The following is a 26,893-nucleotide window of genomic DNA, read 5'->3' as shown; positions in this document are numbered from 1 at the left end:
GCCATGATTCTCGGTTAGGATGAAATAAATAGATTTCGTCCTGATCGAATCATGAGTATTGTTGAACGTCCAAGTTATACATCTAAAGATGTCGAAGTAACATCACGTGAATCTCTATTCCGTGGTTTTATTCAAGTTGAAAAAGTCAGCCTTCGACATCGTCTATTTAATCAAACTGAATATACTCATGTATTACAACGTGAACTCATTCATCGGCCTGAAGCGGCTGGCGTTCTACTCTACAATGATCAAAGACAACAGTTTGCGCTGATTGAACAATTTCGTGTAGGTGCAATTAATGACCCCGATTCGCCGTGGCAATTGGAAGTAATTGCTGGTGTATTAGATGGAGATGAAACGCCGGAGAGCTGTATTCGCCGTGAAACACTTGAAGAGTCAGGATGCACAGTTAATCATTTACATCATCTATTTAGCTTTTATCCATCTGCTGGGGCGTGTTCAGAACTATTTCACTTATATGCTGCTGAAACAAACTTACCATCTAAAGGCGGGGTTTTTGGCATGCCTGATGAAGGTGAAAATATTCTTTTACACCTGTTTGACTACAGCGAAATATCAACATTATTGAGTCAAGGACGTTTGAGAAATGCCCCTGTCATTATGGCGTTACAATGGCTATCTCAACACATCACAACGATAATAAAATCCGACGAGGTAGGACGGTGACTTTTCAAGTCTCAACACTTTCACAAAAAGACCATGTCATTATACAAATTACCGATACCCACTTATTGGAGTATCCACACTTAGAATTTGTGGGGATGAATCCTGAAGAAAGTTTTCATGCCATTATTCAACAGATCCTGAAAAAACATCCTGAAGCTGATGCCATCATCCACACTGGAGATTTGGCTCAAGCACCAACGCCCATTACCTACAAACGTTATATTCAATATATGCAAACGTTAGGTCTGCCATTTTTTCAGACACTGGGCAATCATGATAACGTTGATCATTTTCCATTACATAAAGAAAATCATCAGGAACCTGTGGTCATTTGTCTAGGAAACTGGCGCGTTATTTTATTAAATAGTGCAGTAAAAGGTCAGATTAATGGGCACCTGTCGCCAGAACAACTACAAAATTTAGCGGCATTACTCGAAGAATTTTCAGATAACCCTGTTTTATTGGCTTGCCATCATCATCCTTTTGCAATGAAATCCAAATGGATTGATCATCACAAGTTACAAAATTCTAATGCTTTGCTTACTACATTAGCTCCATTTAAAAATGTAAAAGCTTTAATCTGCGGGCACGTTCACCAAGACTCACTAAACACTTGGCAAGGGATCGAATTTTTCTCGACCCCCTCAACAAGCGTTCAGTTTAAACCATTTAGTAATGAGTTTGCCCTAGACCAAAATGCTCCCGGCTACCGTTACATTCGTCTAAAAAACGATGGTAGTTTTGAAACAGAAGTCTTCCGTCTTGAAAATTTTCAGGGCCTTATAAATACTAATATTTCAGGCTATTAGCTCTATTTTATATATGTTTATATGCAATTATGACTAGGGTAAACACGTTTTGAAAATATTTACGGGACGGAATGACTATCATCTTGCAGGAAAAATCTATATGATGACGACCCGATGGGAAAATCCCATCGATGGTTTTCTATAAAAACACTTGCATATCACCATATTTTTTGCGTATAGATAATACGTGTATGATGAGGAATGCCCTATTATGGCGAATGACAACCACAACCAAGTTTTGGATGAACATACAGAAGTTGTAGTGGAAGGTGACAAAGCTTCTGCAAAACGTGCACGTAAAGTGAAACCTAAAACTTCTGACATAGGCACAACTGCAAGTTTATTTGGTATTGCACCTTATCAACCTAAGAAAAATGAAGAGTACATGTCTGAAGGACAGCTCGAGCATTTCCGACAAATTCTGCAAGCATGGAAAGCTGAATTAATGTCTGAAGTTGATCGTACGTTGAATACGATGCAAGACGAATCAACTGCATTGCCAGATGTAAATGACCGTGCCACCCAAGAAGAAGAGTTTGCAATTGAATTGCGTACACGTGACCGTGAACGTAAGTTAATTCGTAAAATCGAACAATCTATGGAAGCAATTAAAAACGAAGACTACGGTTTCTGTGAAACATGTGGTATCGAAATCGGTTTACGTCGTTTAGAAGCACGTCCAACTGCAACGTTATGTATTGACTGCAAAACTTTGGCAGAAATTAAAGAGAAGCAAAATAACGGTTAATATGACCGCTGTAGCTACTCAAGAAAAGCCTAGCTTTTCATACTCAGGTCGGTTTGCGCCCTCGCCAACCGGCCCTTTGCATTTTGGATCACTCATTACCGCCGTCGCCAGTTATTGTGATGCTAAAGCTCACCGAGGCAAATGGCTGGTTCGTGTCGAAGACACAGATATCCCTCGTATTTATCCGGGCAGTGAAGAGCATATCCTCACCTCACTGGAAGCCTTCCAGTTCGAACCCGATGCAGAAATCATCTTTCAAAAAAACCGTTTAGACATTTATGAAAGTGTACTAGATCAACTTAAAAAAGAGGGTCTAATCTATGCTTGTCAATGTACACGCAAAATGCTGGGTTCAAATGCAATCTATGCAGGCACATGCCGCGATCTCAATCTTGATTTTAAAGACCAAGCAATTCGTGTAAAAGTTAAAGATCAACAAATCTGTTTTGATGACCGACTGCAAGGACTTCATTGTTCTAATCTGCAACACGACCTTGGAGACTTTGTTCTTAAACGCCGTGATGGGATTATTAACTATCAACTTGCTGTCGTCGTGGATGATTATCTACAAGGCATCACCCATGTCGTTCGAGGCTCAGACCTATTAGATAATACCGAACGTCAGATCTGGCTTGGCGAGCTCTTAGGATACCCTAAACTGAGCTATATGCACCTCCCTCTCGCCATGAATGATCAAGGGCAAAAGCTCTCTAAGCAAAACCTTGCTCAAGCACTCGATTTATCTAAAGCGCCTGAATTGCTGCAACAAGCAATACAAGCATTGGGACAACCTCATATTGATTTAGACCAGCCTAAAGTGATGCTAAAGCAGGCAGTATCACAGTGGAATATAGATTTAATTCCACATGGACAAGAGCTCAGCGGAACATATCTATAAATAAAAAAACCCGATATTAAATCGGGTTTTCTCATGCCTAAAAGTTCAACTAGAAGTTTGATTCTTCCCTTTCTGGGTTCACTTCTTGAGTTGAAGCATCAATCTTTAAGATCAAGCTAATCATCGCGGCACACATCATTAAAGATGTACCACCATAACTAATAAATGGCAGAGTCAAACCTTTAGTCGGCATCAAACCCATATTCATGCCCGCATTTACCAAGATCTGGAGCAAGAAAATAATACTGATACCGTAAGCCAAATAACCTGCGCGAAGGTAATGATGTTTCAATGCACGATGACCAATTTTGATACAACATGCCAACATCAAGAAAGACAAACCAATGACAATAGAAATACCAAAGAAACCAAACTCTTCACCTAACACGGCCAACATAAAGTCAGTATGCGCTTCAGGTAAATAAGATAGCTTTTGGACACTATGTCCTAAGCCTGTACCAAACCATTCACCACGACCAAAGGCCATTAATGCATTTGATAACTGATACCCCACACCTAATGGATCTGCCCATGGGTCAGTAAACGAAATCAAACGTTGGAAACGATACGGCTCAAATAAGATCAAAAATACGATACCGGTTACAATCGCACCTAACATAATTAAGAACTGTGTTGGCGGTGCACCAGCTAAAAAGAATACCCCGACCATCATCAATACAATTACGATCGTAGCACCCAAGTCAGGCTCAGCAATAATCAAACCAACCGTAATTGCCATAACCCCACTTAAACGTAATAAGCCTTTCCAATGAGTACGAACCTCTTTGGCACGGCGCACAACGTAGTCTGCGGTAAAGATTGCCATCATGACTTTGGCAACCTCGGTTGGCTGTAAAGTAAAGCCACCGATCTTAATCCAACGTGTAGAACCGTTCACTTCTGAACCTACCACCAAAGCAGCAAGTAGCAGAACCATGGTCAACAGCCACAGCGGGAAAGTATTTTTAAACCACGTATTGAGTGATATCCGATAGGTCAAATATGCCACCACAGCCGCAGCGACAATCGAAATACCATGACGAATCACATAGTGAAACGGGTTTTCATGCATATATTCAGCATAGGGCATCGAAGCAGACGCCACCATCACGGAACCGATACACAACAATGCAACGACACAGAAAATCAGGACATTACGTGGCGTCACTTCCGCTGGCCATTTAGGCAATATCCGTTCATACCAATGATTGATTTTCTGGATTGTGGTCTGAGCTAAGCCTGCCATACTACATTCCTAATCATGTTTTCTTTAAACCAACGAATTGACGCAGGCAACAAACTGCTGACCACGATCATTATAACTTTTAAACATATCAAAACTTGCACAGGCTGGTGATAACAACACCACATCTTCAGCTTGTGTTTCACGTTGACACAGCTCGACAGCTTCTTTGAGTGTTGCTGCATGCAAAATTTTGGTTGCGCCCTGAATTGCTTGTTCAATAACTGGAGCATCTTCACCAATCAATACCACAACTTTGGCATATTTTTCGATAGAAGAACGTAATGGAGCAAAATCTTGACCTTTACCCTGCCCACCTAAAATCAAGGCAACCTTGCCTTTTTTAACCTCAATTGCAGCACCTAAACCGTCAATTGCTGCAAGTGTAGCACCAACGTTAGTCCCTTTAGAGTCATTATAATAACGTACATCATGTACAGTTCTCACATACTCACAGCGGTGCTCTAATCCTTTAAATTGTTTTAACGTTTCAAGCATAGATTCCATAGGCAAACCAATTGCTTCACCTAATGCCAAACAAGCTAAAGCATTGGCTACGTTGTGCATGCCTTGAATATATAAATCTGAGCTTTTAATTAAACGCTGCAAACCACGTGCAAGCCAAAGCGTGCCATCACCATCTCTTAAAACACCATATTGATTTAAGTCTGGGGCATTTAGACCAAAGCTTTGCATTGGTGTGGTATCTGGAACAAGAGGACGACTTAAAGCATCATCACGGTTAAATATAACTTTTTTAACGCCTTGGAAAATACGGTGTTTTGCTTGGTGATAACCCCACATATCGCCATGACGATCTAAGTGATCTTCACTCATGTTAAGAACCACAGCAACCTCAGCATTTAAATGTGAGGTGGTTTCCAACTGAAAACTTGATAGCTCAAGTACAAGCAACTCTGGTTGGTCTTTTAACAAGTCTAGAGCTGGGCGTCCTAGGTTGCCACCCACAGCAACTTTTTTACCCGCATCTTTAGCCATTAAACCAATTAAAGTCGTTACTGTACTTTTGGCATTAGAACCTGTAATAGCCACAATAGGGACTTCAGTCGCACGGCGTAATAGTTGAATGTCACCTACCACTGAAATCCCTTGAGCAATAGCTGCCTGAATTTCTGGTAATTGCGGTGCAAGGCCTGGGCTTAAAATAATTTCTTCTGCTTGTAATAATAATTCTTGGTCGAGTTGACCAAAACTGGTTTTAACACCAGCTGGAATCTGGTCATGACCAGGAGGGGTTGGACGAGAGTCCGTTACTGCAACTTGGTAGCCTTGTTCATGCAGGAAATTAACAGCAGAAACACCTGATATTCCTAAGCCTGCGACAACTTTTAATCCACCACGTTGTATTAACATTTTTGCCCCACAATTTATCAATCGACAGAATGGCAAAAATGTTAGCACTTTGCTGTTTTGAATGCTTTTTCAGTTTGAACTTTATTCATCTTTTTTTGTGTCAGTGCGTAAAAAAGCCATCAATATGATGGCTTTTTAAACGAAACAGGAAATACTAAATTTATTGCCATTTAATCGGCTTAATTTCTTGAACTGTATTCGTAGGTTTATCTTCGCTTGAACAACCACAGCCACCAGCACAGCCAAAGGTCATTTTTGGCTTAAGCCATTTTGCCAAGGTTGTCCAACCCTGCTTTTCACAAACTACAGAGAGTGAAGAAAAGACTGAGTTTGCTGTTTTTGGAAATACTTTCTTAAAAACAACAACCGCACTCCAACTCACTACAACCGCAATAATCAGATATTGAATCATATACAACCTCCTTTCTTGCTTTAACCCCAATAGTGGGAAGCAATTTGATAGGTAACAAACGATGCCAAATAAGCCAAACCGAACAGATATGCAGTCATGGCAGCAACATGTTTCCATGAACCTGTTTCACGTCGTACTGTTGCCAACGTAGCCAAACAGTGTGGGGCATAAATGAACCACACTAAAAGCGACAATCCTGTTGCCAAAGACCAACCTGTGCCATCTGCACTAATCAGATGTGACAAACCTTGAGCTACAGCATCGTCACTCGTTGCAGACAAGGCATAAACTGTACCTAATGCTGCAACCACAACTTCACGTGCGGCCATAGCTGGAATCAAAGCAATACAGATTTGCCAGTTAAAACCAATTGGAGCAAATAAAGGTTGGATAAGGTGTCCGAGCATACCGGCAAAACTATAATCTATAGCTGGTAATGTCGCCCCTTCTGGTGGTTGTGGGAAAGTACACAAAAACCATAGCAAAATAGAGAGGGCAAAAATGATTCCGCCGACGCGTTTCAAGAAGATCTTTGCACGGTCCAGTAAACCGATTCCCACACTTTTTAAATCAGGGAAACGATAACTCGGCAGCTCTAGCAATAAGGCATGTTGAGACTTATCTTTTTGGAAGAATTTCATTAAAAATGAAACACAAAGCGCACTCACAATACCAGCCATATACAGACCGAATAGCACCAGACCTTGTAGGTTGAAAATACCCCAGACCATTTTCTCTGGAATAAATGCAGCAATCAGCAAGGCATATACAGGTAAACGTGCCGAACAAGTCATTAATGGCGCAACCATAATGGTTGTAAAGCGATCACGAGGGTCACTAATACTACGCGTTGCCATAATACCCGGTACTGCACAGGCAAAGCTTGAAAGTAAAGGAATGAAAGCTCGTCCACTTAAACCAGCTTGAAACATTAATTTATCAAGTAAAAATGCTGCACGCGGTAAATAGCCAGATTCTTCTAATACTAAAATGAAGAAGAACAAGATCAGAATTTGTGGCAAGAACACCACTACACCACCAGCACCCGCGATAATTCCATCAACGACCAAACTATGTAGTAGGGGCTGTGTAATCACACTTCCGATTACTTCACCCAACCAGCCGAAGAAACCTTCAATGCCATCCATGAATGGGGCTGCCCACGCAAAAACTGCTTGGAACACAATAAACATCATGAGTGCAAGGCTGAGCAGGCCTAAAACTGGATGCAAGAAAATTCGATCTAGAAAATCAGTACGCTTATCACCCTGCTCAACATAATGAACAACATCTTTAAAAATCATATCGATTTTTTGATGATGAGTTCCAGTTAAACCACTCAATTCGGTTTGTGGCACACTGTATTTTTCTTGATCAAGGGCATGTAATAAATTTTCAATACCCGCATTACGAACAGCAACTGTTTCAACAACGGGCACACCCAAACGTTGAGATAACTTTTGAGTATTAATTTGGATGCCACGACGACGCGCTTCATCCATCATATTCAGTACAAGTAAAATCGGGCGGCCTAGCCCGATCATTTCGAGCACCAGTCCTAAATGCAATTTTAAGTTAGTGGCATCAACCACACATAAAAACGCATCTTGCTGCCCTTCTTCTGCAATCTTACCCAAACAAACGTCACGGGTAATAACTTCATCAGGACTAGTTGCATTTAGACTATATGTACCCGGTAAATCGAGTACACGCACTGCTCGACCTGACGGTAACTGAAAATGACCTACTTTACGCTCAACAGTTACGCCTGCATAGTTTGCAACTTTTTGTCGAGTTCCAGTTAAATGGTTGAAAAGAGAGGTTTTACCACAGTTCGGGTTTCCCACAAGGGCAATACGTAACGCATCACTCATGCGGGTACTCCTTCTTCTACTAGAATTTCAATTTTTTCCGCTTCTGCTTTACGTAAAGCGAAACGAGTAAAGCCAATTTGGATCAAGATCGGATCACCACCAAAAATACCCTTGGTAATCACTTCCACTCGTGTGCCTGGTACAAAGCCCAGACTTTCCAAACGAATTGCGACCAAATCTTGCTGCTCGGACTCTACTTCTATCCGATTCACTTTGGTGATGGTCGCCGCTTGCTTCACTTTTAAAGCTGATAAACGCACCGCATCCGATCCTAAACCTTTTTTTCTAGTATACATATAAATGAGAATAATTACCAAATAAGGTTAAATTTCACTTCTTATTCAGTGTAATCGACAAACCTTAAAGTTTCTTTTAAAGTACAGAGGTTTAGAGGATGTAGTGTATGTTGAATAAAAAACCGCGTATTCCAAGCCCAGTTCAAATTCCTGAACATTTAAGCTTTTTACAAGGTTTCCGCGACTATTTAGTTGCACAGACAGTCAGTCCACATACACGAAATGCTTATTTATCTGACCTCATTCAATGCAGTGAACTTCATAAAAAAACAGCTCTTCCAGAGTGGACAAGTGATGATATTGCTGATGTTCTAATTGAACTGACAAAAGCAGGGAAAAGTCCCCGCTCGATTGCTCGCTGCTTATCTGCTCTACGCCAGTTTTACAAATTTTTACGTGAACAGAAATTACGAAGCGATAATCCTGTAGCAACTCACCATTCTCCAAAAATTGGACGAGCCTTACCCAAAGATCTATCTGAAGAAGATGTTGAAGCACTGATCCAAGCACCTGATATCAATACGGCACTTGGCTTACGTGATCGAGCAATGTTTGAAGTACTTTATGCCTGCGGTTTACGTGTTTCAGAACTACTTAACTTGCGATTAGAGCTCATTAATTTAAAGCAAGGCTATTTACGTGTTACAGGTAAAGGCAATAAAGAACGTTTAGTTCCGTTAGGACAATTCGCCTGTGAATGGGTAGAACGCTATTTGCATAATGCTCGGCCTCAGCTCTACAAAAGCTCGACTGACTATCTCTTTTTAACTCAACATGGCGGAATTATGAGTCGGCAGAACTTTTGGTATGCCATTAAACGCTATGCGCTTCAAGCCAATATTCAAGCTGAACTATCACCTCACACTTTACGTCACGCCTTTGCAACGCATCTCCTCAATCATGGCGCTGACTTACGTGTAGTGCAAATGTTACTGGGTCATAGCGATTTATCTACAACACAAATCTATACACATGTTGCACAAGTACGAATGCAACAATTACATGAAAAACATCATCCTAGAGGATGATAAAGCTTTAAAGCTCTAGGCAAGTATTTCATATCAATCGTTTGATTTCGTTCACAAAGGTTAAGAAAGTTTTAACAATACACATTAGATTTTTTGTTATGCTTAGCAGCTTCTGACTATAAATACTGATGAAATAAGGGTTATCTATGTCTTTTACCCGCTCTCAAATTTTTCTTGCCTGCGCTCTGGCATCTAGCCTTTTGTTCAGTGCTTGTTCTAAAGAAAACAAACCACAAAAAGAAGATGCGCTCACAGCGACTGCACCTGCTACTGGGGAAGCTTCAACCATTATCGAACGTAATGATAAACAGCGTTTGATCGAAACTTTGCAGAAACAATTTAAGAATGCAAATATCAACGCCAAAATTTTAGATATCAAGCCGACAGAAGTTCCTAATTTGTATTGGGTAAATCTCGAAGGAATGACATCGATTTATACCACCAGTGATGGAAAATATTTAATTCAGGGTGATGTAATCCGATTAGGAGGCAAAGAGCTTCATAATATTGGAGATAATCTTCAAGCTTCAGAAAATAAAAAGCATCTTGCTGCGTTAAAAAATGAAGATCTCATTGTCTATCCTGCAAAAGGTAAGGCTAAACATGTGATTTATGTGTTTACCGATGCAAGTTGTCCTTATTGCCATAAACTACATGAGCACATTCCTGAAATTAATGAAAAGGGTATTGAAGTACGCTATATCGCTTGGCCACGTGGTGAGCAATTTATGCCGACCATGGAAGCTGTATGGTGTAGTGCAGATCGTAAGGCTGCCTTTAGCCAAGCAGTACAAGGTGTCAATATTCCGCCTGCTCAGTGTAAAAACCCTGTTCGTGAACAATATCAACTTGGCTTAAACATGGGTGTAAATGGTACACCTGCTATTTATAGTGTTGATGGCGAGTACTTAGGTGGATATCTAACACCAGATGAATTAATTAAACGTCTTGATAAATAATCTACTTAAAGTTGATGAATGATTAATCATCTATCTCTTACAAAAAGCGCTGCTCTCATTGCAGCGCTTTGTTTTTTCAATAAATAATGCTTTAACTATCTGTGTTTAAAGACTGATCTACTCTTCTTTTCCAAACATCGCACTCTAATTCATTGAACAGGCACTAAAAGCGCTAGAGTCTGGCGTTTTTTTTAGCTATGATCTAGCTTCAACTAAATGATTAAATGATGAATGGAGTGTGACGTGAAACCAGTTCGCCTGGCAATACTCGGTCTAGGAACCGTAGGTGGAGGAGCCCTTAAACTACTACAAGAAAATGCCGCTGAAATTAAACGTCGCACCGGTCGAGAAATTCAAATTACCCACGTTGGAACACGCCGCCCTCGTCCAGATCTTGAATTGGAAGGGATTAAACAAAGCGCCGATTTACTTGACATCGTTCGTCAACCAGACGTTGATGTAGTTGTAGAAGTTATGGGTGGGATCCACCCTGCTTACGAAGTTATCATGGAAGCGATCAAACACGGCAAACAAGTCGTGACTGCAAACAAAGCGTTACTCGCTGAACATGGCAATGAACTATTTAAAGCAGCAGAAGACAATGCTGTACAAATTGCTTATGAAGCAGCAGTTGCTGGCGGTATTCCAATTATTAAAGTCATCCGCGAAGGTCTTGCTGCAAACCATATTGAATGGTTGGCAGGCATCATTAATGGTACAGGTAACTTTATTCTGACTGAAATGCGTGAAAAAGGTCGTGCATTTGATGATGTATTAAAAGAAGCTCAAGAGCTTGGTTATGCAGAAGCAGATCCAACTTTTGACGTTGAAGGTATTGATGCTGCGCACAAGCTTACAATTTTAGCGTCTTGTGCGTTTGGTATTCCTCTTCAGTTTGATAAGGTCTATACCGAAGGTATTAGTAAAATCACTGCACAAGATGTGAAATATGCAGAAGAACTTGGTTTCCGCATTAAACACCTAGGAATTGCACGTCGCGCTGAAAAGGGTATTGAACTACGTGTTCACCCAACGCTCATTCCAGATGAACAGCTTATTGCGAATGTAAACGGCGTTAAAAATGCTGTTTTAGTTCAAGCGCATGCTGTAGGCCCAACGCTCTATTACGGTGCTGGTGCGGGTGCTGGTCCAACAGCTTCTGCTGTTGTTGCCGATGTAATTGATATTGTTCGTGACATCTCTTATACCGAAGACGGTGCAGGAACAATTCCTCAGTTGGCTTTTGAAGCATTAACAAATGTGCCAATTTTAAGCCGTGAAGAAATGACCACTGGTTATTACATCCGCTTAAATGCAGAAGATCAAACTGGCGTACTTGCAGATGTTACTACCATCTTAAGCCGTGCTGGAATTAGTATTGATGCCATCATGCAACAATCCCGTTTAAAAGACCTTATTCCAATCGTGATTCTGACCGATCCAATCGTTGAATCTAAAATGGATGAGGCTCTTGCACAAATCCAAGCATTACCTGCAATTCGTGGCGAAATCGTAAGAATTCGTTTAGAATCGCTCGATAGTTAATCAGGTTGAGGGAAAGATTCCCTCTCCCGCTTCACCTCTAATTGGAACACCATCATGTCTAATGCCAATCGTTATACTGGTCTTGTAGATCGTTATCGTGACCGTTTGCCAGTTTCGGCAACTACTCGTGCTATCTCTTTGGGTGAAGGCAACACCCCACTCATTAAACTTGAGAATATTCCACGTATTATTGGCAAAGATGTTGAAATTTATGTGAAATATGAGGGCTTAAACCCAACTGGTTCATTTAAAGACCGTGGTATGACCATGGCTGTAACCAAAGCGGTTGAAGAAGGCTCTAAAGCGATTATCTGTGCATCTACGGGTAACACTTCTGCTGCTGCTGCTGCTTATGCTGCACGCGCAGGTATCAAAGCATTTGTTTTGATTCCAGAAGGCAAAATTGCAATGGGTAAAATGGCGCAAGCGATGATGTATGGTGCAATCACTATGCAAATTCGTGGTAACTTCGATGATGGTATGCGTCTTGTAAAAGAAGTTGCTGATCAAGCACCTGTAACGATTGTAAACTCAATCAACCCTTACCGTTTGCAAGGTCAAAAAACCATTGCTTATGAAATCGTTGAAGCTTTAGGCCGCGCACCTGATTATCACTGCTTACCTGTTGGTAATGCAGGTAACATCACTGCTCACTGGATGGGTTATACCGAAGCTGTAGCAAACCAACCTGCTGATCAGTTTGAACAAGTGATTTATGATGCAGCTACTGATCAATTCACTGGTCCAAAACCTGAAGGTTTACCAACAATGGTTGGTTACCAAGCTTCTGGCGCAGCTCCATTCTTACGTGGTGCTCCAGTTGAAAGCCCTGAAACAGTTGCAACTGCAATCCGTATTGGTAATCCACAAAGCTGGAACCATGCAAAAGCTGTAGTACGTGACTCTAAAGGCTGGTTCGATGAACTTCAAGACAGCGAAATTTTAGAAGCTCAACGCTTACTTTCTATGTATGAAGGCGTATTTGTTGAGCCAGCATCTGCTGCTTCTATTGGCGGTGCGATTCGCGATATTAAAGCAGGTAAGATTGCTGAAGGTTCTGTCATTGTATGTACAGTAACTGGTAATGGCTTGAAAGATCCTGATACTGCAATCAAACAATGTGCTGATGCAGTGATGTTGTCAATTGATGCGACAATGAGCCAAGTAAAAGATTCGATTTTATCTAATATGTAAAATCTGAGTTTTCAAAAAACGGCTGTTCAACACAGCCGTTTTTTTATGTCTTTTTTATAGCCGTAAAAAAAACGCTTCTTAATAGAAACGTTTTTAGAATATTTAAATTAAATACGTTTTGGTAAATTACTTAACCAACCTAATAGGTTAGTTGCATCATTATTACGTGCCTGCGTACTTGGCTCGCCAAGTAATACAATCACTGCTGGACGCGAGTTTACAGTCGTATGCATGACAACACAGCGACCTGCTTCATTGATATAACCTGTTTTAGACAAGTTAATATTCCAACCACCATTACGCACTAGAGCATTCGTATTATTAGATTTCAACACACGATAACCCAAGTTAAAGTCATAAGTTGGTGTAGTTGAGAATTGGCGAATCAAACCATATTGAGAAGCTGTACTCGCTAAAATTCCTAAGTCACGCGCAGAAGATACATTGCGTGGATCTAAACCAGTTGACTCATAATAATGGGTTGCATTCATACCTAAAGCACGTGCTTTAGCGTTCATTGCTGCTACGAATGCAGGACGTCCACCCGGATAAGTACGCGCCAAAGCTGCCGCTGCGGGATTTTCAGACTTCATCAAAGCAAACAACAATACTTCTGCACGGTTCATTTTGTCGCCAACACGAAGTGTTGAACTTGAATTTTTACCGTTTGCCCCAGCAAAATCAATTTGCTCAAGCATAATTTCTTCTGACATGTTTAAACGAGCATCTGCCGTTACCACTGCTGTCATCAACTTGGTAATAGACGCAATTGGCACAGAAGCATTGGTGTTCTTACTAAACAGCACTTCACCCGTTTGCGCATCCATCACTAACGCAGCTCGAGCACTTACGCTCGGCTGAGCATTGTAACCACTCGTATCACGAATTGGAGCAAGCTTAGGAGCAGATGCTATAACTTTAGGTGCATTACTACCACGTAAAGTTGTAGTTACAGATGTTGATCCTTGAATAGTCGGCTCATCATCTTCATCATTCAACAGTTGACTAACATCAGCTGAAGACCAATTTAAATTTGCAGTCCCAGTACTCCCTGAGGACGGGTTATTGACGAGTTCTGCAAAGCTTGTTGAACTCAAACTAAGCAAAATAGACATGCTTAGCACATGTATTAAAGACTTTTTAGAATTTTTCACGGCACAATACTCGACTCAGGGTGATACACATTTGCGCTTACTATAATTATGCCTTACATTTGAGGTATAAGGTATAACGCTTTTACCGACACAATTGTGCACAACTATTCGCTCACTATATAAGAATAGGATTGCTAATTTTGTCATTCCATTGCAAGCTAATTTTGCTTTATGTAACAAAAAACTTGTTTTTTGAAAGAAAGGAGGTCTTCTTGATTACAGTTTTAGTTGTGGATGACCATGAACTTGTACGTACAGGCATTTGCCGTATGTTAGAAGATCATGCCGATGTAGAGGTCATTGGACAAGCCGAATCGGGTGAAGAAGCAATTGCTATTGTTCGTCAGAAACATCCTCAAGTTGTGTTGCTTGATGTCAACATGCCAGGCATCGGGGGTGTAGAAACGACACGTCGTTTACTACAAACCGCACCAGACACAAAAGTTATTGCTGTAAGTGGTTTATCAGAAGAACCGTACCCTTCTCTTCTGCTTAAAGCAGGGGCTAAAGGTTATATCACTAAAGGTGCTCCAATTACCGAAATGGTTCGGGCAATCAACAAAGTCATGCAAGGCGGCAAATACTTCAGTGCCGATATTGCTGAGCAGTTGGCGAGTTCCTATCTATCTGACACGCAACAATCGCCTTTTGACGCTTTATCCGAACGAGAAATGCAAGTTGCAATGATGGTTGTAAATTGTATTAGCGCTCAGGAAATTGCGGACAAACTTTTTGTAAGTGTAAAAACAGTTAATACTTACCGCTACCGTATTTTTGAAAAACTCGCTATCGATAGCGACGTTAAACTCACTCATCTTGCAATCCGTTATGGTTTGATCAAGCCATAATTAAACTTATATGCAATTTCCCTTAAACTCATCGTTGTCCCATACGATTTTTCGTTTGGGCACGTGGTATGGTTTATATCGTCTTATTATTGCGGTTAGCCTCAATATTATTTTGGTTTTAACCGATGCTCAAATCGACAATAGTCTACAACAACCTTCTTTATATTCTTATACCCTGCTCGGCTATTCCATATTAAGCCTTCTTCAGCTTTTGTGTTTTAAGTTTGTTGCAACTCAGGCAACCAAACAGCTTATTTTATTTTTTGTAGTTGATGTTATCTGCCTGAGCTTACTTACATTTTCTGTAGGTGAACCAAATCTACAACTCAGCTTGCTGTATGTTATTGCTATATTTACCTCGGCAATTTTACTCAGCGCAAGAATGTCTTTACTCATTACATTACTTGCTGTCATTGCCGTTATTTACCAACGTTTTGTTGGTAGTTTGTTTGACTACAATAATCTAAATACGATTGGTAATAGTGCCTTATTAGCCTTCTTATTTTTTGTGGTGCATGGCATTGGGCAAATTGCGGTACAGCGCTTTAAACTACTTGAAGCACTGACTTTCCACCAATCCATAGAACTCTATCAACTACAAAATATTAACCGCTATATTTTGGAACAAATTGAAGAAGGCTATTTGGTTCTAGATGAAAACTATGACATTGTTTTAAGTAATCCGGCTGCCTGCTCTCTGTTAGGGATTCCTCCTCAATTTGCTAGTGAAAAATACCCTTTAGCGAAATGGCACCCCGATTTATTTGAAATTCTTAAGTTTGATAACCTGCAAGAAGGCGATCGATTTATTTTTGAGTCTCGGCTGTCGGCGTATTCTATTAATATTAAAGTGCAACATCTTGTGGTGCCACAACAAGCATTGACACTACTCATCTTACAAGATGCACAGCAAATTAATCAGCAAGCTCAACAACTCAAACTTGCTGCCTTAGGGCAACTTTCAGCCAGCATTGCACATGAAATCCGTAATCCCCTAGCAGCCATTGTTCAGGCAAATGAATTACTTAAAGATAGTGATTTAGAACAGCAAAATACTTTACGTCGTATGATTGGTAAGCAAACAAAGCGCATCGATAGTATTGTTCAAGATACATTAGGACTGGCCAGCAGCGAAAGAACTTACCCAATCCAGATTGAATTAAACAATTTCATAAAGACGTTATTAGACGAAGATCTTTTAGATGTTAAACATTCTATACAGCTTAAAATTTCCGATTCATCCTTAAAATTATTATTTGACGAGAAACAACTTAGGCAGGTGCTCATTAACCTTGTCAGAAATGCTTTACGACATAATGCACCCGATTCACCCCATGTTCTGATCAACATTCATTCACAGACAAATAAAATTTATATTGATGTGATCGATTACGGCGAAGGGGTTTCAAAACGTGATATATCTCAATTATTTAAACCATTTTTTAGTACCGAAATTAATGGAACTGGTTTAGGATTATATTTGTCTCATAGTTTTTGTGAGGCAAACCATGCAAAGCTCACTTATGTAGAGCAAAAACAAGGGGCATGCTTCCGAATGGAATGCCCAATAATATATTGATTTTTTATTAGGTTTTTGGGGAAATGGCAGAACAGCAACCACTGGTTTTGCTTGTAGACGATGAAGAAGATTTGTGCCTTTTAATGCAAATGACTCTTGCACGAATGGGGATTAAAACACATCTTGCTTATCGGGTTGAACAGGCCAAACAACTCTTTACTCAGTTTCATTACGATGCATGTTTAACCGATTTAAACCTACCCGATGGTAGCGGTTTAGAATTGGTTAAACACGTTTCTCAAACTTACCCACACACACCAATTGCAGTTTTAACTGCATACGGCAATATGGATATTGCAATTGCAGCGTTAAAAGCAGGAGCTTTTGACTTTGTAAGTAAACCTATTAACCAAATTCATTTAGATCAGTTATTAAAAAAAGCGCTTAACCAGCCAAAACCAGAACATGAGTTTGGTGAAACAACTTTGGAAAATGACCTATTAATTGGTCGTTCTCCCCCAATACAAAACTTACGAACAGCTATTAAAAAAATAGCTCGTTCTCAAGCTCCTGTGTTTGTTACAGGCGAGTCTGGTACAGGTAAAGAGGTTGTTGCTAATCTTATTCACCGCTTGAGTAATCGCAGCGAAGGCCCCTTTATTGCGATTAACTGTGGAGCCATCCCAAGCGAGCTCATGGAAAGTGAACTTTTTGGGCATAAAAAAGGGAGCTTTACTGGAGCGACTCAAGATAAACAAGGTCTTATTTTATCGGCACACGGCGGTAGTTTATTTTTAGATGAAATTGCCGAATTGCCATTAAGTATGCAAGTTAAATTGCTTCGGGCCGTGCAAGAGAAAAAAATTCGTCCAGTAGGTTCAGATCAGGAAATTGATGTTGATTTTCGAGTAATCAGTGCCAGCCACCAAGATTTAGATTTGTTAGTCCGACAAGGTAAATTCCGTCAGGACTTATTTTTCCGTATTCATGTGATGGATATCATGTTGCCGCCACTACGTGAGCGCGGTGGCGATATTTTGTTATTAGCCAATCATTTTATTCAAAAAGTTTGTATGGAATGGGAAATTCCAAGCAAACAATTAACTACAACTGGTGAAACTTATTTATTGCAGCAAGATTTCCCGGGTAATGTTCGTGAATTAAGAAATATGATTGAACGAGCCATTACTTTAAGTGATGATGAATTTATTGATTTAACACATCTAGCACCTCTTCTCAGAGGCAGTAGTGTTAACTCTCAAATCACCACTCAACCAGTGAATGACACGTCAACTACGATTGCCCAAACTCGGCCAAAATTACCACTGGAAGGTTTAGAACGCTACTTAGAAAATATTGAAAAAGATCTTCTATTAAACGCATTGGACATGACACATTGGAACCGAACATTAGCAGCTAAAAAGCTAGGAATGACTTTTCGTTCATTACGCTATCGACTGAAAAAGTTTGGCTTAGATACCGAATTGGGTGAGGAAGTATAAAAACTACTTTTTCTTTAGAAATAAGTCTGCAACGCGATCTAAATAGACGTCTTCTTTCATTTCTGGGGGCAAAGGATAGGTCTGATTAGGCTGAATACCTTGCCCTTCAATCATATTGCCGTTTGGTGTGTAGTAATGTGAGACTGTCATTTGTAGTGCCGCACCACTTGGTAAAGGAAATAGCTTTTGCACTACGCCTTTTCCATAACTTTTTTCACCCATGACCCATGCACGCTGGTGTTCTTTCATGGCCGCAGTAAAAACTTCGGCTGCCGATGCAGAGCGATGATTAATTAATATACCTAATTTTATATTCTGAAATTCATTGCCGGGCAAAGCCTGAAATTGTTGGTTACCTTCCGAGCGGCTTTTGGTTGAAACAATAATTCCGTTATTTAAAAATAAATCTGCTGACTCGACTGCTGCTGATAACAATCCCCCCGGATTGTTTCGCAAATCGATTAAAACGGCTTTTAAACGTGGTGAACTATTTTCTTCAATTAACCGTTTAATTTCATTTGCCGTATCTTGCTGGAATACTCTAATTTTTAGTACTAAAACCTGATTATGTAGCATTACAGGTTCGATATCGGTTTCAATTTTTTTATTACGAACTAAGTTAATGTTTCCACTTAACTCTTCTGCTTGTACTTGAAGCGTACTTCCGATAGAACCATAAAGCAGTCCGAGCACCTGATCTTGATTTAAGTTTTTTAGATCTTGATTATCAATCTTGAGAATCGTCTGACCATTTCTCAACCCTAATTTGTATGAGTCTGAACCCGTTTTAAGATCACGAATCATCCATTTATGGAGATGCAATTCAGGGCTTAAAGCAAAATCAACCGAGGCAAGGTCACCTTCGGTATATTGAATGAGTTGACGATATTCTTCTGCCGACAAATAACGTGAATAACGATCTAGCCCACTCACTAAACCTTTAATGGCTTGTTGAAATAAGGCATCGTCAGACTTCACATCGACATAGTTATCTCGAACGATTCCATAGATTTGTACAAACTGTTGAATCGATTCGATCGGCACCTCTGCATAGCTATGTTCCGGTTCTTCTGAATCAGAATGCAAAGGTGACAATTTCTCTTTTACAACTGGTGCCGCAAAAGCAAATTGGCTGCAACACAGCAACATACTTACAATAAGTTTTTTATATTTAATGTGTTGCAGCATCCAATCACCTTTGGTTTATGCAGATAATGTAATCAGGTTACGTCCTTGCATTTCAGCAGGAACAGGAATCTGCATTAAATTGAGAATCGTTGGTGCTACATCGGCAAGCACACCACCTTCTGCAATTGTTGCTTGTGTTGGGCCAACATAGATAAACGGTACAAGTTCCGTTGTATGTTGAGTATGAACTTGACCACTCTCGTAGTCTTGCATTTGTTCAACGTTACCATGGTCAGCAGTAATGAGCATGTGGCCTTTTTTCGCCATAACTGCCTCATAGACACGACCTAAACAAGTATCAACCGCTTCAACTGCTTTAACTGCCGCATCAAAAATACCTGTATGGCCTACCATATCACCATTAGCATAGTTCACAACCAATAAATCGTATTCACCAGAATTAATGGCTTTAACCAATTCATCAGTTACTTCATAAGCACTCATTTCAGGCTTAAGATCGTATGTCGCAACGTTTGGAGATGGAATTAAAATACGTTTCTCACCTGGATATTCATCTTCACGCCCACCACTAAAGAAGAAAGTGACATGAGCATATTTTTCAGTTTCTGCAATACGTAACTGAGTCTTTCCAAGAGAAGACAAATATTCACCCAATGAATTTTTAAGAGCTTCTGGCATGTATGCAACTGGCGCATCAATGCTAGCTTGATAACGCGTAAGCATCACAAATTTAGAAAGATTTGGAACAACTTTACGCTCGAAGCCAGCAAAATCTTTCTCTACAAATGCGCGAGTAATTTCACGAGCTCGGTCAGCACGGAAATTCATAAATACAACGCTATCGCCATCTTGTACTTTAGCAATATCACCAATGCGAGTCGCTTTTACAAACTCATCGTTTTCATTGGCGGCATAAGCTAACTCTAATCCTTCCACTGCTGTTTGTGCAGTACGAAGTGCCTCGCCTTCAGTTAACAAGCGATAAGCTTGTTCAACGCGATCCCAACGGTTGTCGCGGTCCATTGCAAAGTAGCGGCCAATCATGGTCGCAATACGACCTTGACCTGGATATTGAGCAAATAATGCATCTAATTTTTCTAAAGATGGCTGAGCACTACGTGGAGGTGTATCACGACCATCAAGGAAAGCATGTAAATAAACTTTTGCACCACGTTTTAATGCAAGCTCACACATCGCCACAATATGGTCTTCATGTGAATGGACGCCACCTTCTGAGAGCAAGCCCATAATATGAACAGCACCATTAGCAGCTTTGGCCTTTTCAACAGCGTCGATCAACACTTCATGTTTAAAAAAGTCGCCAGTACGAATATCTTTAGTAATACGGGTAAAGTCTTGATATAACACACGACCTGCGCCAAGGTTCATATGACCAACTTCAGAGTTACCCATTTGTCCATCAGGTAAACCAACATCTTCGCCAGAACCAGAAATTAGACTATTTGGATGCTTTGCGGTCATTGCCGCCAAATTCGGTGTTTTTGCTGCAAGAAAGGCATTATCTTCAGTCGCTTCACGGTGACCAACACCATCCATAATGACCAGAACGTGAGGGATCTTGCCAGCAGTTGCATCCGTCATAATCTATTTCTCTTTTGTCTACAATTTCGTCACAATATCTTACCGAATTTTCGGTCAAGACTCTATTTTTTCCTATGGCTTTCACCAATATCTACGATTGATGAAAACCATAAATTTCAATTATTACTAGCGGGCGCGGTAAAGCAAATAACTTCCGGCACCAAACATTAACAAGATAGGTATGAGTACGAACCACGCAGGAGATGGAGCATAAACCAAGCTGGCATAACCCAAGAAATCCTGCAAATAATAGAAACTCAAACCAATAAACAATGCGATCACCAAGCGAAAACCCATCGATTGTTGGCGTAATGGCCCAAAAATAAATGAACATGCCACGAGAACCAGAGCAATCAATGAAAATGGCGAGGCAACTTTTTGCCAGAAAGCCAATTGATAGGTCTTTGGAACCTGACTATATTCATCCATATAGCGCATGAAACTGATGAGCTGGCTTGGCGATAAATCTTCAGGATCTAAAGTCACCATGTGCACATATTTAGGCTGTAATGCTAAAGAAAGCGATTGTTCGTCATGGTCGGTTTTGATGGCATTTCCTGCCGCCAAAATATCCATTTGTTGTGCTTTCTTCAAAGCCCATTGACCATCTTTTACGAACTGGCCTTGCTGAGCATTGATTAATGATTGCAAGTAATAGTTCTGGTCAAAATCGACCACTTGAATATCTTTTAAATTGCCTTGAGAGTTAGCGTAGTCAATATAGATAAATCGCTGCCCTTCACGTGACCAATAACCTTTCACTTCGCCTAAAGCAGCTACAGAGCGGTGACTTTTAACACTTGCTGCTTTTTCATTGGTATATGGAATAACCCATTCACTTAAAGCGAAAGACAAAATAATAAGCAGTAAAGCTGAGCGCATCACCCAACCAACAATACGCCATAAGCTAATGCCAGCAGAGCGCATAACAATAAGTTCACTGCTAGTTGCTAGTGACCCTAAACCAATTACCGCACCAATCAAGGCAGAAATAGGCAAAATTTCATATAGATAACGAGGAGCGCCCCATAACACATAGATGAGAGCTTGCCATGCGTTATAGTCTGGTTTGAGCTCACCCAACTCGCCCAGATACGTAAATAAGATCTGTAAAATCGACAAAACAACTGTGGTGCCAAACATTGCAAGCGCAGTGGTTTTCGTCACATATTTGGCGACTATTCGACGTGCTAACATTATAATTTCACTCGCTTGATCTGTTTCTTGATTTTTGGTGCCAACTTTTGTTTACGTGAAAATAAGGCTGCTGCAACGCCATAAACTACCAACACGGCAGGATAAGCCCAAATATCGAGTTCTTCTTTACTAATACGAGTCTTGATTGCAATCATTAATACGATCAGACTGGAAAAAATAAAAATCGCCGGAATAAGACGGTAATAACGACCTTGTCGTGGACTCACCTCAGACAATGCTACAGAAAGCATTAAAGCAATAATAATGGTGAATGGTCCAAACAAACGCCATCCCAACTCACTTCTTATGACTGGATCATTTGTTTTTGAAAAGAGTTTAGTCGTTGATAATGCTTCTACATCGCCACTTTCAAACTTAACATCTTTATCATTTTCTAAACGTAGACGATAAGACTGAAACTCTGCTTGCGTATATTTTGGTTGTCCCGGGAATATTTCATAACGACGGCCTTGCACCAGATCAACGACATTGGCTGTGTCATTTGCAACTTCTACACGAGTCGCTTCTTTTGCCAAGATCATGACATCTGGTTTATCTTCTTTGGTCGCACGTTGATAAAAGAAAATGTCCTTCAAATTCTTTCGGTCTTCTGACAATGAACCTGCATAAATCGTATAGGGTCCAGAAGAAATAAATTCTCTTGGGCGAACCAAATCGAAGCCTGTCCGAACCGCTTGGGTGGTGGTTAATTTTTCAAACTCACGCAGTCCCCATGGCGTCATCCAAAGCATAAGCACAGACTGACAAACCATATAAACAAGCGTCATTGGAATGAGTAATCGTGCTAATTGATGACGGCTCACACCACTACCATTCAGTACTGCCATTTCATGGTCAACATATAAACGACCAAACACCAACATTAAACCAATGAAAAAACCCAGTGGTAAAATGAGGGTTAGAAATTCAGGTAAACGATATCCAATGATGCTAAACAAGATACTGGCATCTAAACGCCCCTGCGCCGCCACACCAAAGTATTTGATCAGACGACCACCCATCATGATTAAGGTCAATAAAGAAATGACCACCAATGAGGTAGAGACAACTTGCTTGACGAGATAACGCCGAATAATCAAAGTAATACTTCCAAAAGGCTAATCGGGACGACTGCTAGTTTACCCGAATGTTAAAAATATAAAACCGCACATTGCAACGCTATGCTTGAAAGTGTTTCAATGTTTTAATTCATCATAACTTTCTATAGGCAATCACGACAGCCATGAAATTTACAACTTATACAACTTTTCCCGAACAGACATCTAATGAATCTTTGTGGGTTTTAGTTGATTCAGAACAGCTACAAAGCAACGTCAACACATATCAAATCAATAACCTAGAAAGCGTTCTGAACGCTACCCAATTTAAAGGCAACTTCAATGAAACTCTGCCTCTATTTGGTCAGATTTCAAATCAGCCTCACAGCCAATTACTTGGCTTAGGAAAAACAGCTGAACTTCAGGCAGTCAAGCTCGCTAAAATTGCCCAAACGATTATCAAATCGACACAAAATAAATTTAAGCATATCGCAATTGATATTGCTGCGTTACCTGTCGAGCACCATTATTTATTTGCTTTAAGCTTAACTCAAGCAGCTTATGGTTATGATGAGTTTAAATCGAAAAAAAATGAATTTGTGTTACAACAGGTTGATTTAATTAGTTCAACAACTAGCCTAGATGAAAAACAACTGGCTTTAGTACATGCAGTACAGTCTGGTCAGTCTTATGCACGTGATCTTGGCAACCGTCCGGGGAATATTTGTTTCCCAGAATATTTGGCAGAACAAGCTCTAGCTTTAGCCGCAGAATTCCCTGACTTACTTAAAGTAACTGTTTTAAATGAGCAACAAATGGCTGATTTAGGCATGTATGCTTTTCTTGCAGTCAGCAAAGGATCTGAACGCCCGGGCCGTATTGTAACGCTCGAATATCAAGCACAGATTGATCAAGCTCCGGTTGTTCTCGTTGGTAAAGGCGTAACTTTTGATACAGGCGGTATTTCATTAAAACCAGGCCTTGGCATGGATGAAATGAAATTCGATATGTGCGGTGCAGCATCTGTGCTTGGTACCATTCGTGCTCTATGCGAAGCAAAACTTCCTATTCATGTAGTTGGTGCAATTGCAGCAGCAGAAAATATGCCTTCTGGTAAAGCAACTCGTCCAGGTGACATTGTGACCACCATGAGCGGTCAAACTGTTGAAATTTTAAATACAGATGCTGAAGGCCGTTTAGTACTGTGTGACACATTGACCTATATTAAACGCTTTAATCCAGCAGTAGTGGTTGATATCGCGACCTTAACAGGTGCGTGTGTAGTCGCTTTAGGCAAAGTACTCAGCGGGTTATTCTCACCAGATGATGCTTTAGCAGCAGAGCTCCAACAAGCTGGTGAACAATCATTTGACCGTGTATGGCGTATGCCAGTCATTGATGATTATCAAGAATTACTTGATTCACCATTTGCAGATATTGCAAACATCGGTGGACCATATGGCGGCGCGATTACAGCTGCATGTTTCCTTGAGCGCTTTACACGTGAATATCGTTGGGCTCATTTAGATGTAGCAGGAACAGCATGGTTATCTGGTCCAGCTAAAGGTGCAACCGGTCGTCCAGTACCATTACTCATGCAATTTTTAGCGAATCGTGTAAATACGAATGGCTAAAGTTAGTTTTTATCTGTTTGAAACCAGCGAAGAACGGCAAGTCGATAGTGCTTGCCGTTTATGTCGAAAAATATTACAGAAGCATCCTAAAATCTGGTGGTATTGCCCAGATGTGCAGCTACAACAAATGCTTGATGAAAGATTATGGGAATTCGACCCTGTCAGTTTCATTGCGCATGGCGTTGATCAGACTGATGCTGCTGTATGTATTTCGGCTAAACAACCACTTGAACAAGGCCTGTTAGTATTTAATTTTAACAATCATGCACTTGAACAAGTTGATCATTTTAGCCACATTATAGAAATTGTTGAAAATAATGAAACAGCCAAGCAAATTGGTCGAGAAAAATTTAAAATGTATCGCCGTTTGGGTATAGAACCGCGGACCTTTAAATTATAACGCGCTAAAATGTAAATACTGTTGATCAAGGAGAAACATGGTGGCATTAAATGTCGGGCAAGATTTTAAAAAAAGATGGTTAAATGCGCCTGAAGCTGTCCGTCATACCTATCAACAGGATCTGGCACGTATTTGTGACTTACTAGAGCCTCAAACGCCTATTCAGCTTTGGGTTTTAAATGATGAAAAAGCGCAGTTAGAATCACAGCAAAAAATTGAACAAGCCTACGCAGATCTTAAAGCGGAGCTCATTGAGCAAGCACGTATTCGTCGTCAACTTGCTTTAGAAAAATCGCTTGCTGACAAACGTGCATCAGAAGCTGCTTATGCTGCGGAGTTGCAAGCAGACGAAGTTCGAAAATTTAATGAACAGACTGAAACATTACACACATTACGTAGTCATTTAGAACAAGAGGTTGCAGAACAAACTGCACGTTATCAGAAAAACCCTGAAACACCAGCAGTCAATTATTCTGCTGGCGTAAAACTTAGTATTACCGATGATCAAATCTTATCTGAGCTTGAAAGTTTACGCATTCGTTTAGAACTTGAAGCTGAGAGCTTAATTGAACAGTCTGTAACAGCTTTCCGAGCCAAGCTAAATTCGGCAGCTCAAGAAGAAATTGAATACATTTTAAAGAATTCTAAGTTTTCTGATGAAAAAATAGAAAAGTAAAGTTTTTAAAACTCTCTTTGTCATAAAAATGACATTTAATTGTCACAGAATAGTCATGCACAATATTCTTTTAGTTCAAATAATTATTAGAATATCGTATGGTTATTTATGAAAATTAATGAGGGTAAAAATGGACATTCCGCATCAGATTTCAATGCAACTTGAGCAGCTTAATCAGGGTGAACAATGGACATTTTCAGCACAAGAACTTTATATGAGTCATAACGACTTTAACTCTTTATCTATCTTACTCACAAGAGAATCAGAAAAAGGCGAATTTTCAATTACACGCACCCAACATAATAAACCATGGGTCGGCACAAACTCGGTTACGCTAACCAAGCAATAAGTTTTCAAAATAAAAAACCGGAACAAGTCTCCGGTTTTTTTATTTTAACGATTTAGCTTTTTATTTTAAAAAACCATTCTCAGCTAAAAAAGCCATACTAATATTTGACTCTGTTTTTTGTTCAGCTGCTTTGTCACCTAGCAATAAACGCTCGATATAACGCGCTAAAACATCGACTTCAAGGTTTACTTTACTACCAACTTGCCATGTTCCAATGTTAGTACGCTCTGCTGTATGCGGAATTAAGTTTAAGCTTAAAATATTTCCACGTAAGTGGTTAATCGTTAAGCTAATCCCATCTACGGTCACAGAACCTTTTTCGGCTAAATATTTAGCAAGTTCTGTCGGTGCTGTAACTTCATAATAGATTGAGCGAGCATCTTCACGTACTACAGTAATTTCACCCACACCATCAACATGGCCACTGACAATGTGTCCACCAAAGCGTGTTGTCGGTAACATTGCCTTTTCAACATTGACACGTTGCCCAACTTTCCAGTTACCTAAAGTCGTACGATTCAAGCTTTCACGAGAAACATCCGCTGCGTACCAATTATCGCCCCATTCAATCACGGTGAGACAGATTCCATTGGTCGCAATTGAGTCACCCAAATGTACATCTGACATATCCAGATCAGTCTGAATACGTAAACGCACATCACCACCTACGCTTTGCAGGCTTTCGACTTTTCCTAAACTTTCAATAATGCCTGTAAACATGGCTCAATCTCCAAATCT

The 26,893-nt window shown here is 40.2% G+C and carries 26 protein-coding genes; 15 read left to right on the top strand and 11 right to left on the bottom strand.

Annotated elements, in window-relative coordinates:
- The first annotated feature begins 51 nt into the window (after window positions 1-51).
- The 4 genes from I7H67_RS15965 (at window position 52) to gluQRS (ending at window position 3,142) form a co-directional block, all read left to right on the top strand.
- Window positions 52-687, top strand: coding sequence for an NUDIX domain-containing protein (locus I7H67_RS15965; protein WP_005301669.1), 636 nt, complete (start codon window positions 52-54; stop codon window positions 685-687).
- Complete coding sequence (gene cpdA, locus I7H67_RS15960) at window positions 684-1,496, top strand: 3',5'-cyclic-AMP phosphodiesterase (RefSeq protein ID WP_013199123.1); 813 nt, start codon at window positions 684-686, stop codon at window positions 1,494-1,496. The genes I7H67_RS15965 and cpdA overlap by 4 nt, the downstream gene beginning before the upstream one ends.
- 211 nt (window positions 1,497-1,707) lie before the next feature.
- Window positions 1,708-2,244, top strand: coding sequence for an RNA polymerase-binding protein DksA (dksA, locus tag I7H67_RS15955; RefSeq protein ID WP_002121205.1), 537 nt, complete (start codon window positions 1,708-1,710; stop codon window positions 2,242-2,244).
- A 1-nt stretch (window position 2,245) separates the two neighbouring features.
- Complete coding sequence (gene gluQRS / locus I7H67_RS15950; RefSeq protein ID WP_198308290.1) at window positions 2,246-3,142, top strand: tRNA glutamyl-Q(34) synthetase GluQRS; 897 nt, start codon at window positions 2,246-2,248, stop codon at window positions 3,140-3,142.
- 49 nt (window positions 3,143-3,191) lie between these two features.
- On the opposite strand, the gene ftsW is transcribed toward gluQRS, so the two are convergent.
- From ftsW to I7H67_RS15925, 5 genes are all read right to left on the bottom strand, one after another.
- A complete protein-coding gene (gene ftsW, locus I7H67_RS15945; RefSeq protein WP_004795141.1) occupies window positions 3,192-4,388 on the bottom strand; it encodes a putative lipid II flippase FtsW in 1,197 nt (398 codons plus the stop codon).
- A 24-nt stretch (window positions 4,389-4,412) separates the two neighbouring features.
- A complete protein-coding gene (gene murD / locus I7H67_RS15940) occupies window positions 4,413-5,759 on the bottom strand; it encodes a UDP-N-acetylmuramoyl-L-alanine--D-glutamate ligase (RefSeq protein ID WP_049838276.1) in 1,347 nt (448 codons plus the stop codon).
- A 160-nt stretch (window positions 5,760-5,919) separates the two neighbouring features.
- A complete protein-coding gene (locus I7H67_RS15935; RefSeq protein ID WP_198308289.1) occupies window positions 5,920-6,171 on the bottom strand; it encodes a DUF6587 family protein in 252 nt (83 codons plus the stop codon).
- A 20-nt stretch (window positions 6,172-6,191) separates the two neighbouring features.
- Window positions 6,192-8,045 carry a ferrous iron transporter B gene (gene feoB, locus I7H67_RS15930; protein ID WP_005301651.1) on the bottom strand — a complete coding sequence of 618 codons (1,854 nt, stop codon included), beginning with the start codon at window positions 8,043-8,045 and terminating at the stop codon, window positions 6,192-6,194.
- A complete protein-coding gene (locus I7H67_RS15925; RefSeq protein ID WP_013199126.1) occupies window positions 8,042-8,305 on the bottom strand; it encodes a FeoA family protein in 264 nt (87 codons plus the stop codon). Before I7H67_RS15925 ends, feoB begins: the two co-directional genes overlap by 4 nt.
- 143 nt (window positions 8,306-8,448) lie before the next feature.
- Between I7H67_RS15925 and xerD the strand changes: the two genes are divergently transcribed.
- The 4 genes from xerD to thrC all read left to right on the top strand — a co-directional run bounded on the left by xerD (window position 8,449) and on the right by thrC (window position 13,067).
- Complete coding sequence (gene xerD / locus I7H67_RS15920; protein ID WP_049838278.1) at window positions 8,449-9,369, top strand: site-specific tyrosine recombinase XerD; 921 nt, start codon at window positions 8,449-8,451, stop codon at window positions 9,367-9,369.
- A gap of 146 nt (window positions 9,370-9,515) precedes the next feature.
- Entirely contained in the window at window positions 9,516-10,328 is an 813-nt protein-coding gene (locus tag I7H67_RS15915; RefSeq protein ID WP_005301646.1) for a DsbC family protein, read from the top strand.
- 243 nt (window positions 10,329-10,571) lie between these two features.
- Window positions 10,572-11,873 (top strand): homoserine dehydrogenase, encoded by a 1,302-nt coding sequence (locus tag I7H67_RS15910; protein WP_005301642.1) that lies wholly within the window; start codon window positions 10,572-10,574, stop codon window positions 11,871-11,873.
- A 54-nt stretch (window positions 11,874-11,927) separates the two neighbouring features.
- On the top strand, window positions 11,928-13,067 hold the full coding sequence (gene thrC / locus I7H67_RS15905) for a threonine synthase (RefSeq protein ID WP_004795157.1): 1,140 nt from the start codon (window positions 11,928-11,930) through the stop codon (window positions 13,065-13,067).
- Between the two features lie 107 nt (window positions 13,068-13,174).
- On the opposite strand, the gene pbpG is transcribed toward thrC, so the two are convergent.
- Entirely contained in the window at window positions 13,175-14,221 is a 1,047-nt protein-coding gene (pbpG, locus tag I7H67_RS15900) for a D-alanyl-D-alanine endopeptidase PBP7/8 (RefSeq protein ID WP_147306163.1), read from the bottom strand.
- 212 nt (window positions 14,222-14,433) lie between these two features.
- Between pbpG and I7H67_RS15895 the strand changes: the two genes are divergently transcribed.
- Genes I7H67_RS15895 through I7H67_RS15885 form a run of 3 tightly spaced genes read left to right on the top strand, consistent with a single transcriptional unit; the run spans window position 14,434 to window position 18,090 of the window.
- On the top strand, window positions 14,434-15,069 hold the full coding sequence (locus I7H67_RS15895) for a response regulator (RefSeq protein ID WP_003654436.1): 636 nt from the start codon (window positions 14,434-14,436) through the stop codon (window positions 15,067-15,069).
- Between the two features lie 10 nt (window positions 15,070-15,079).
- Window positions 15,080-16,648, top strand: coding sequence for a sensor histidine kinase (locus I7H67_RS15890; protein ID WP_198308288.1), 1,569 nt, complete (start codon window positions 15,080-15,082; stop codon window positions 16,646-16,648).
- Window positions 16,649-16,671: 23 nt separating this feature from the next.
- Entirely contained in the window at window positions 16,672-18,090 is a 1,419-nt protein-coding gene (locus I7H67_RS15885; RefSeq protein WP_151767114.1) for a sigma-54-dependent transcriptional regulator, read from the top strand.
- 3 nt (window positions 18,091-18,093) lie between these two features.
- Here the strand turns inward: I7H67_RS15885 and I7H67_RS15880 are convergent, their stop codons facing one another.
- The 4 genes from I7H67_RS15880 to lptF form a co-directional block, all read right to left on the bottom strand.
- On the bottom strand, window positions 18,094-19,278 hold the full coding sequence (locus I7H67_RS15880; RefSeq protein ID WP_151989359.1) for a S41 family peptidase: 1,185 nt from the start codon (window positions 19,276-19,278) through the stop codon (window positions 18,094-18,096).
- Between the two features lie 15 nt (window positions 19,279-19,293).
- Window positions 19,294-20,841: a 2,3-bisphosphoglycerate-independent phosphoglycerate mutase gene (gene gpmI, locus I7H67_RS15875; protein WP_049838283.1), complete on the bottom strand. Its 1,548-nt coding sequence runs from the start codon at window positions 20,839-20,841 to the stop codon at window positions 19,294-19,296.
- Between the two features lie 126 nt (window positions 20,842-20,967).
- Window positions 20,968-22,038, bottom strand: a complete 1,071-nt coding sequence (lptG, locus tag I7H67_RS15870; RefSeq protein WP_107882352.1) for an LPS export ABC transporter permease LptG — start codon at window positions 22,036-22,038, stop codon at window positions 20,968-20,970.
- On the bottom strand, window positions 22,038-23,138 hold the full coding sequence (gene lptF / locus I7H67_RS15865) for an LPS export ABC transporter permease LptF (RefSeq protein WP_013199136.1): 1,101 nt from the start codon (window positions 23,136-23,138) through the stop codon (window positions 22,038-22,040). The genes lptG and lptF overlap by 1 nt, the downstream gene beginning before the upstream one ends.
- 143 nt (window positions 23,139-23,281) lie before the next feature.
- On the opposite strand from lptF, the gene I7H67_RS15860 reads away from it, so the two are divergent.
- The 4 genes from I7H67_RS15860 (at window position 23,282) to I7H67_RS15845 (ending at window position 26,155) form a co-directional block, all read left to right on the top strand.
- Complete coding sequence (locus I7H67_RS15860) at window positions 23,282-24,730, top strand: leucyl aminopeptidase (RefSeq protein ID WP_151989356.1); 1,449 nt, start codon at window positions 23,282-23,284, stop codon at window positions 24,728-24,730.
- Window positions 24,723-25,130: a DNA polymerase III subunit chi gene (locus I7H67_RS15855; protein ID WP_111855735.1), complete on the top strand. Its 408-nt coding sequence runs from the start codon at window positions 24,723-24,725 to the stop codon at window positions 25,128-25,130. The genes I7H67_RS15860 and I7H67_RS15855 overlap by 8 nt, the downstream gene beginning before the upstream one ends.
- Window positions 25,131-25,167: 37 nt before the next feature.
- Window positions 25,168-25,806, top strand: coding sequence for a hypothetical protein (locus tag I7H67_RS15850; protein WP_004795179.1), 639 nt, complete (start codon window positions 25,168-25,170; stop codon window positions 25,804-25,806).
- Between the two features lie 130 nt (window positions 25,807-25,936).
- Complete coding sequence (locus I7H67_RS15845; protein ID WP_005301614.1) at window positions 25,937-26,155, top strand: hypothetical protein; 219 nt, start codon at window positions 25,937-25,939, stop codon at window positions 26,153-26,155.
- Window positions 26,156-26,215: 60 nt separating this feature from the next.
- Here I7H67_RS15845 and I7H67_RS15840 read toward each other — a convergent pair whose 3' ends face one another.
- The gene (locus I7H67_RS15840) at window positions 26,216-26,875 is read right to left on the bottom strand and encodes a riboflavin synthase (RefSeq protein WP_002121149.1); all 660 of its coding nucleotides are present in this window, start codon (window positions 26,873-26,875) and stop codon (window positions 26,216-26,218) included.
- Between the last annotated feature and the right edge of the window lie 18 nt (window positions 26,876-26,893).

This window comes from Acinetobacter sp. ACIN00229, from assembly GCF_016106645.1.
Lineage (GTDB): Bacteria > Pseudomonadota > Gammaproteobacteria > Pseudomonadales > Moraxellaceae > Acinetobacter > Acinetobacter oleivorans.
Note: the sequence above shows the minus strand (reverse complement) of the source record. Positions and strands in the feature narration are given on the sequence as shown.

Bases quoted from the DNA above. Each gene is read 5' to 3' on its own strand.
- I7H67_RS15965 (WP_005301669.1), top strand. From the start codon at position 52: ATGAGTATTGTTGAACGTCCAAGTTATACATCTAAAGATGTCGAAGTA.
- dksA (WP_002121205.1), top strand. From the start codon at position 1,708: ATGGCGAATGACAACCACAACCAAGTTTTGGATGAACATACAGAAGTT.
- gluQRS (WP_198308290.1), top strand. From the start codon at position 2,246: ATGACCGCTGTAGCTACTCAAGAAAAGCCTAGCTTTTCATACTCAGGT.
- ftsW (WP_004795141.1), bottom strand. From the start codon at position 4,388: ATGGCAGGCTTAGCTCAGACCACAATCCAGAAAATCAATCATTGGTAT.
- murD (WP_049838276.1), bottom strand. From the start codon at position 5,759: ATGTTAATACAACGTGGTGGATTAAAAGTTGTCGCAGGCTTAGGAATA.
- I7H67_RS15935 (WP_198308289.1), bottom strand. From the start codon at position 6,171: ATGATTCAATATCTGATTATTGCGGTTGTAGTGAGTTGGAGTGCGGTT.
- feoB (WP_005301651.1), bottom strand. From the start codon at position 8,045: ATGAGTGATGCGTTACGTATTGCCCTTGTGGGAAACCCGAACTGTGGT.
- xerD (WP_049838278.1), top strand. From the start codon at position 8,449: ATGTTGAATAAAAAACCGCGTATTCCAAGCCCAGTTCAAATTCCTGAA.
- I7H67_RS15915 (WP_005301646.1), top strand. From the start codon at position 9,516: ATGTCTTTTACCCGCTCTCAAATTTTTCTTGCCTGCGCTCTGGCATCT.
- thrC (WP_004795157.1), top strand. From the start codon at position 11,928: ATGTCTAATGCCAATCGTTATACTGGTCTTGTAGATCGTTATCGTGAC.
- I7H67_RS15890 (WP_198308288.1), top strand. From the start codon at position 15,080: ATGCAATTTCCCTTAAACTCATCGTTGTCCCATACGATTTTTCGTTTG.
- I7H67_RS15885 (WP_151767114.1), top strand. From the start codon at position 16,672: ATGGCAGAACAGCAACCACTGGTTTTGCTTGTAGACGATGAAGAAGAT.
- I7H67_RS15880 (WP_151989359.1), bottom strand. From the start codon at position 19,278: ATGCTGCAACACATTAAATATAAAAAACTTATTGTAAGTATGTTGCTG.
- gpmI (WP_049838283.1), bottom strand. From the start codon at position 20,841: ATGACGGATGCAACTGCTGGCAAGATCCCTCACGTTCTGGTCATTATG.
- lptG (WP_107882352.1), bottom strand. From the start codon at position 22,038: ATGTTAGCACGTCGAATAGTCGCCAAATATGTGACGAAAACCACTGCG.
- I7H67_RS15860 (WP_151989356.1), top strand. From the start codon at position 23,282: ATGAAATTTACAACTTATACAACTTTTCCCGAACAGACATCTAATGAA.
- I7H67_RS15855 (WP_111855735.1), top strand. From the start codon at position 24,723: ATGGCTAAAGTTAGTTTTTATCTGTTTGAAACCAGCGAAGAACGGCAA.
- I7H67_RS15850 (WP_004795179.1), top strand. From the start codon at position 25,168: ATGGTGGCATTAAATGTCGGGCAAGATTTTAAAAAAAGATGGTTAAAT.
- I7H67_RS15845 (WP_005301614.1), top strand. From the start codon at position 25,937: ATGGACATTCCGCATCAGATTTCAATGCAACTTGAGCAGCTTAATCAG.
- I7H67_RS15840 (WP_002121149.1), bottom strand. From the start codon at position 26,875: ATGTTTACAGGCATTATTGAAAGTTTAGGAAAAGTCGAAAGCCTGCAA.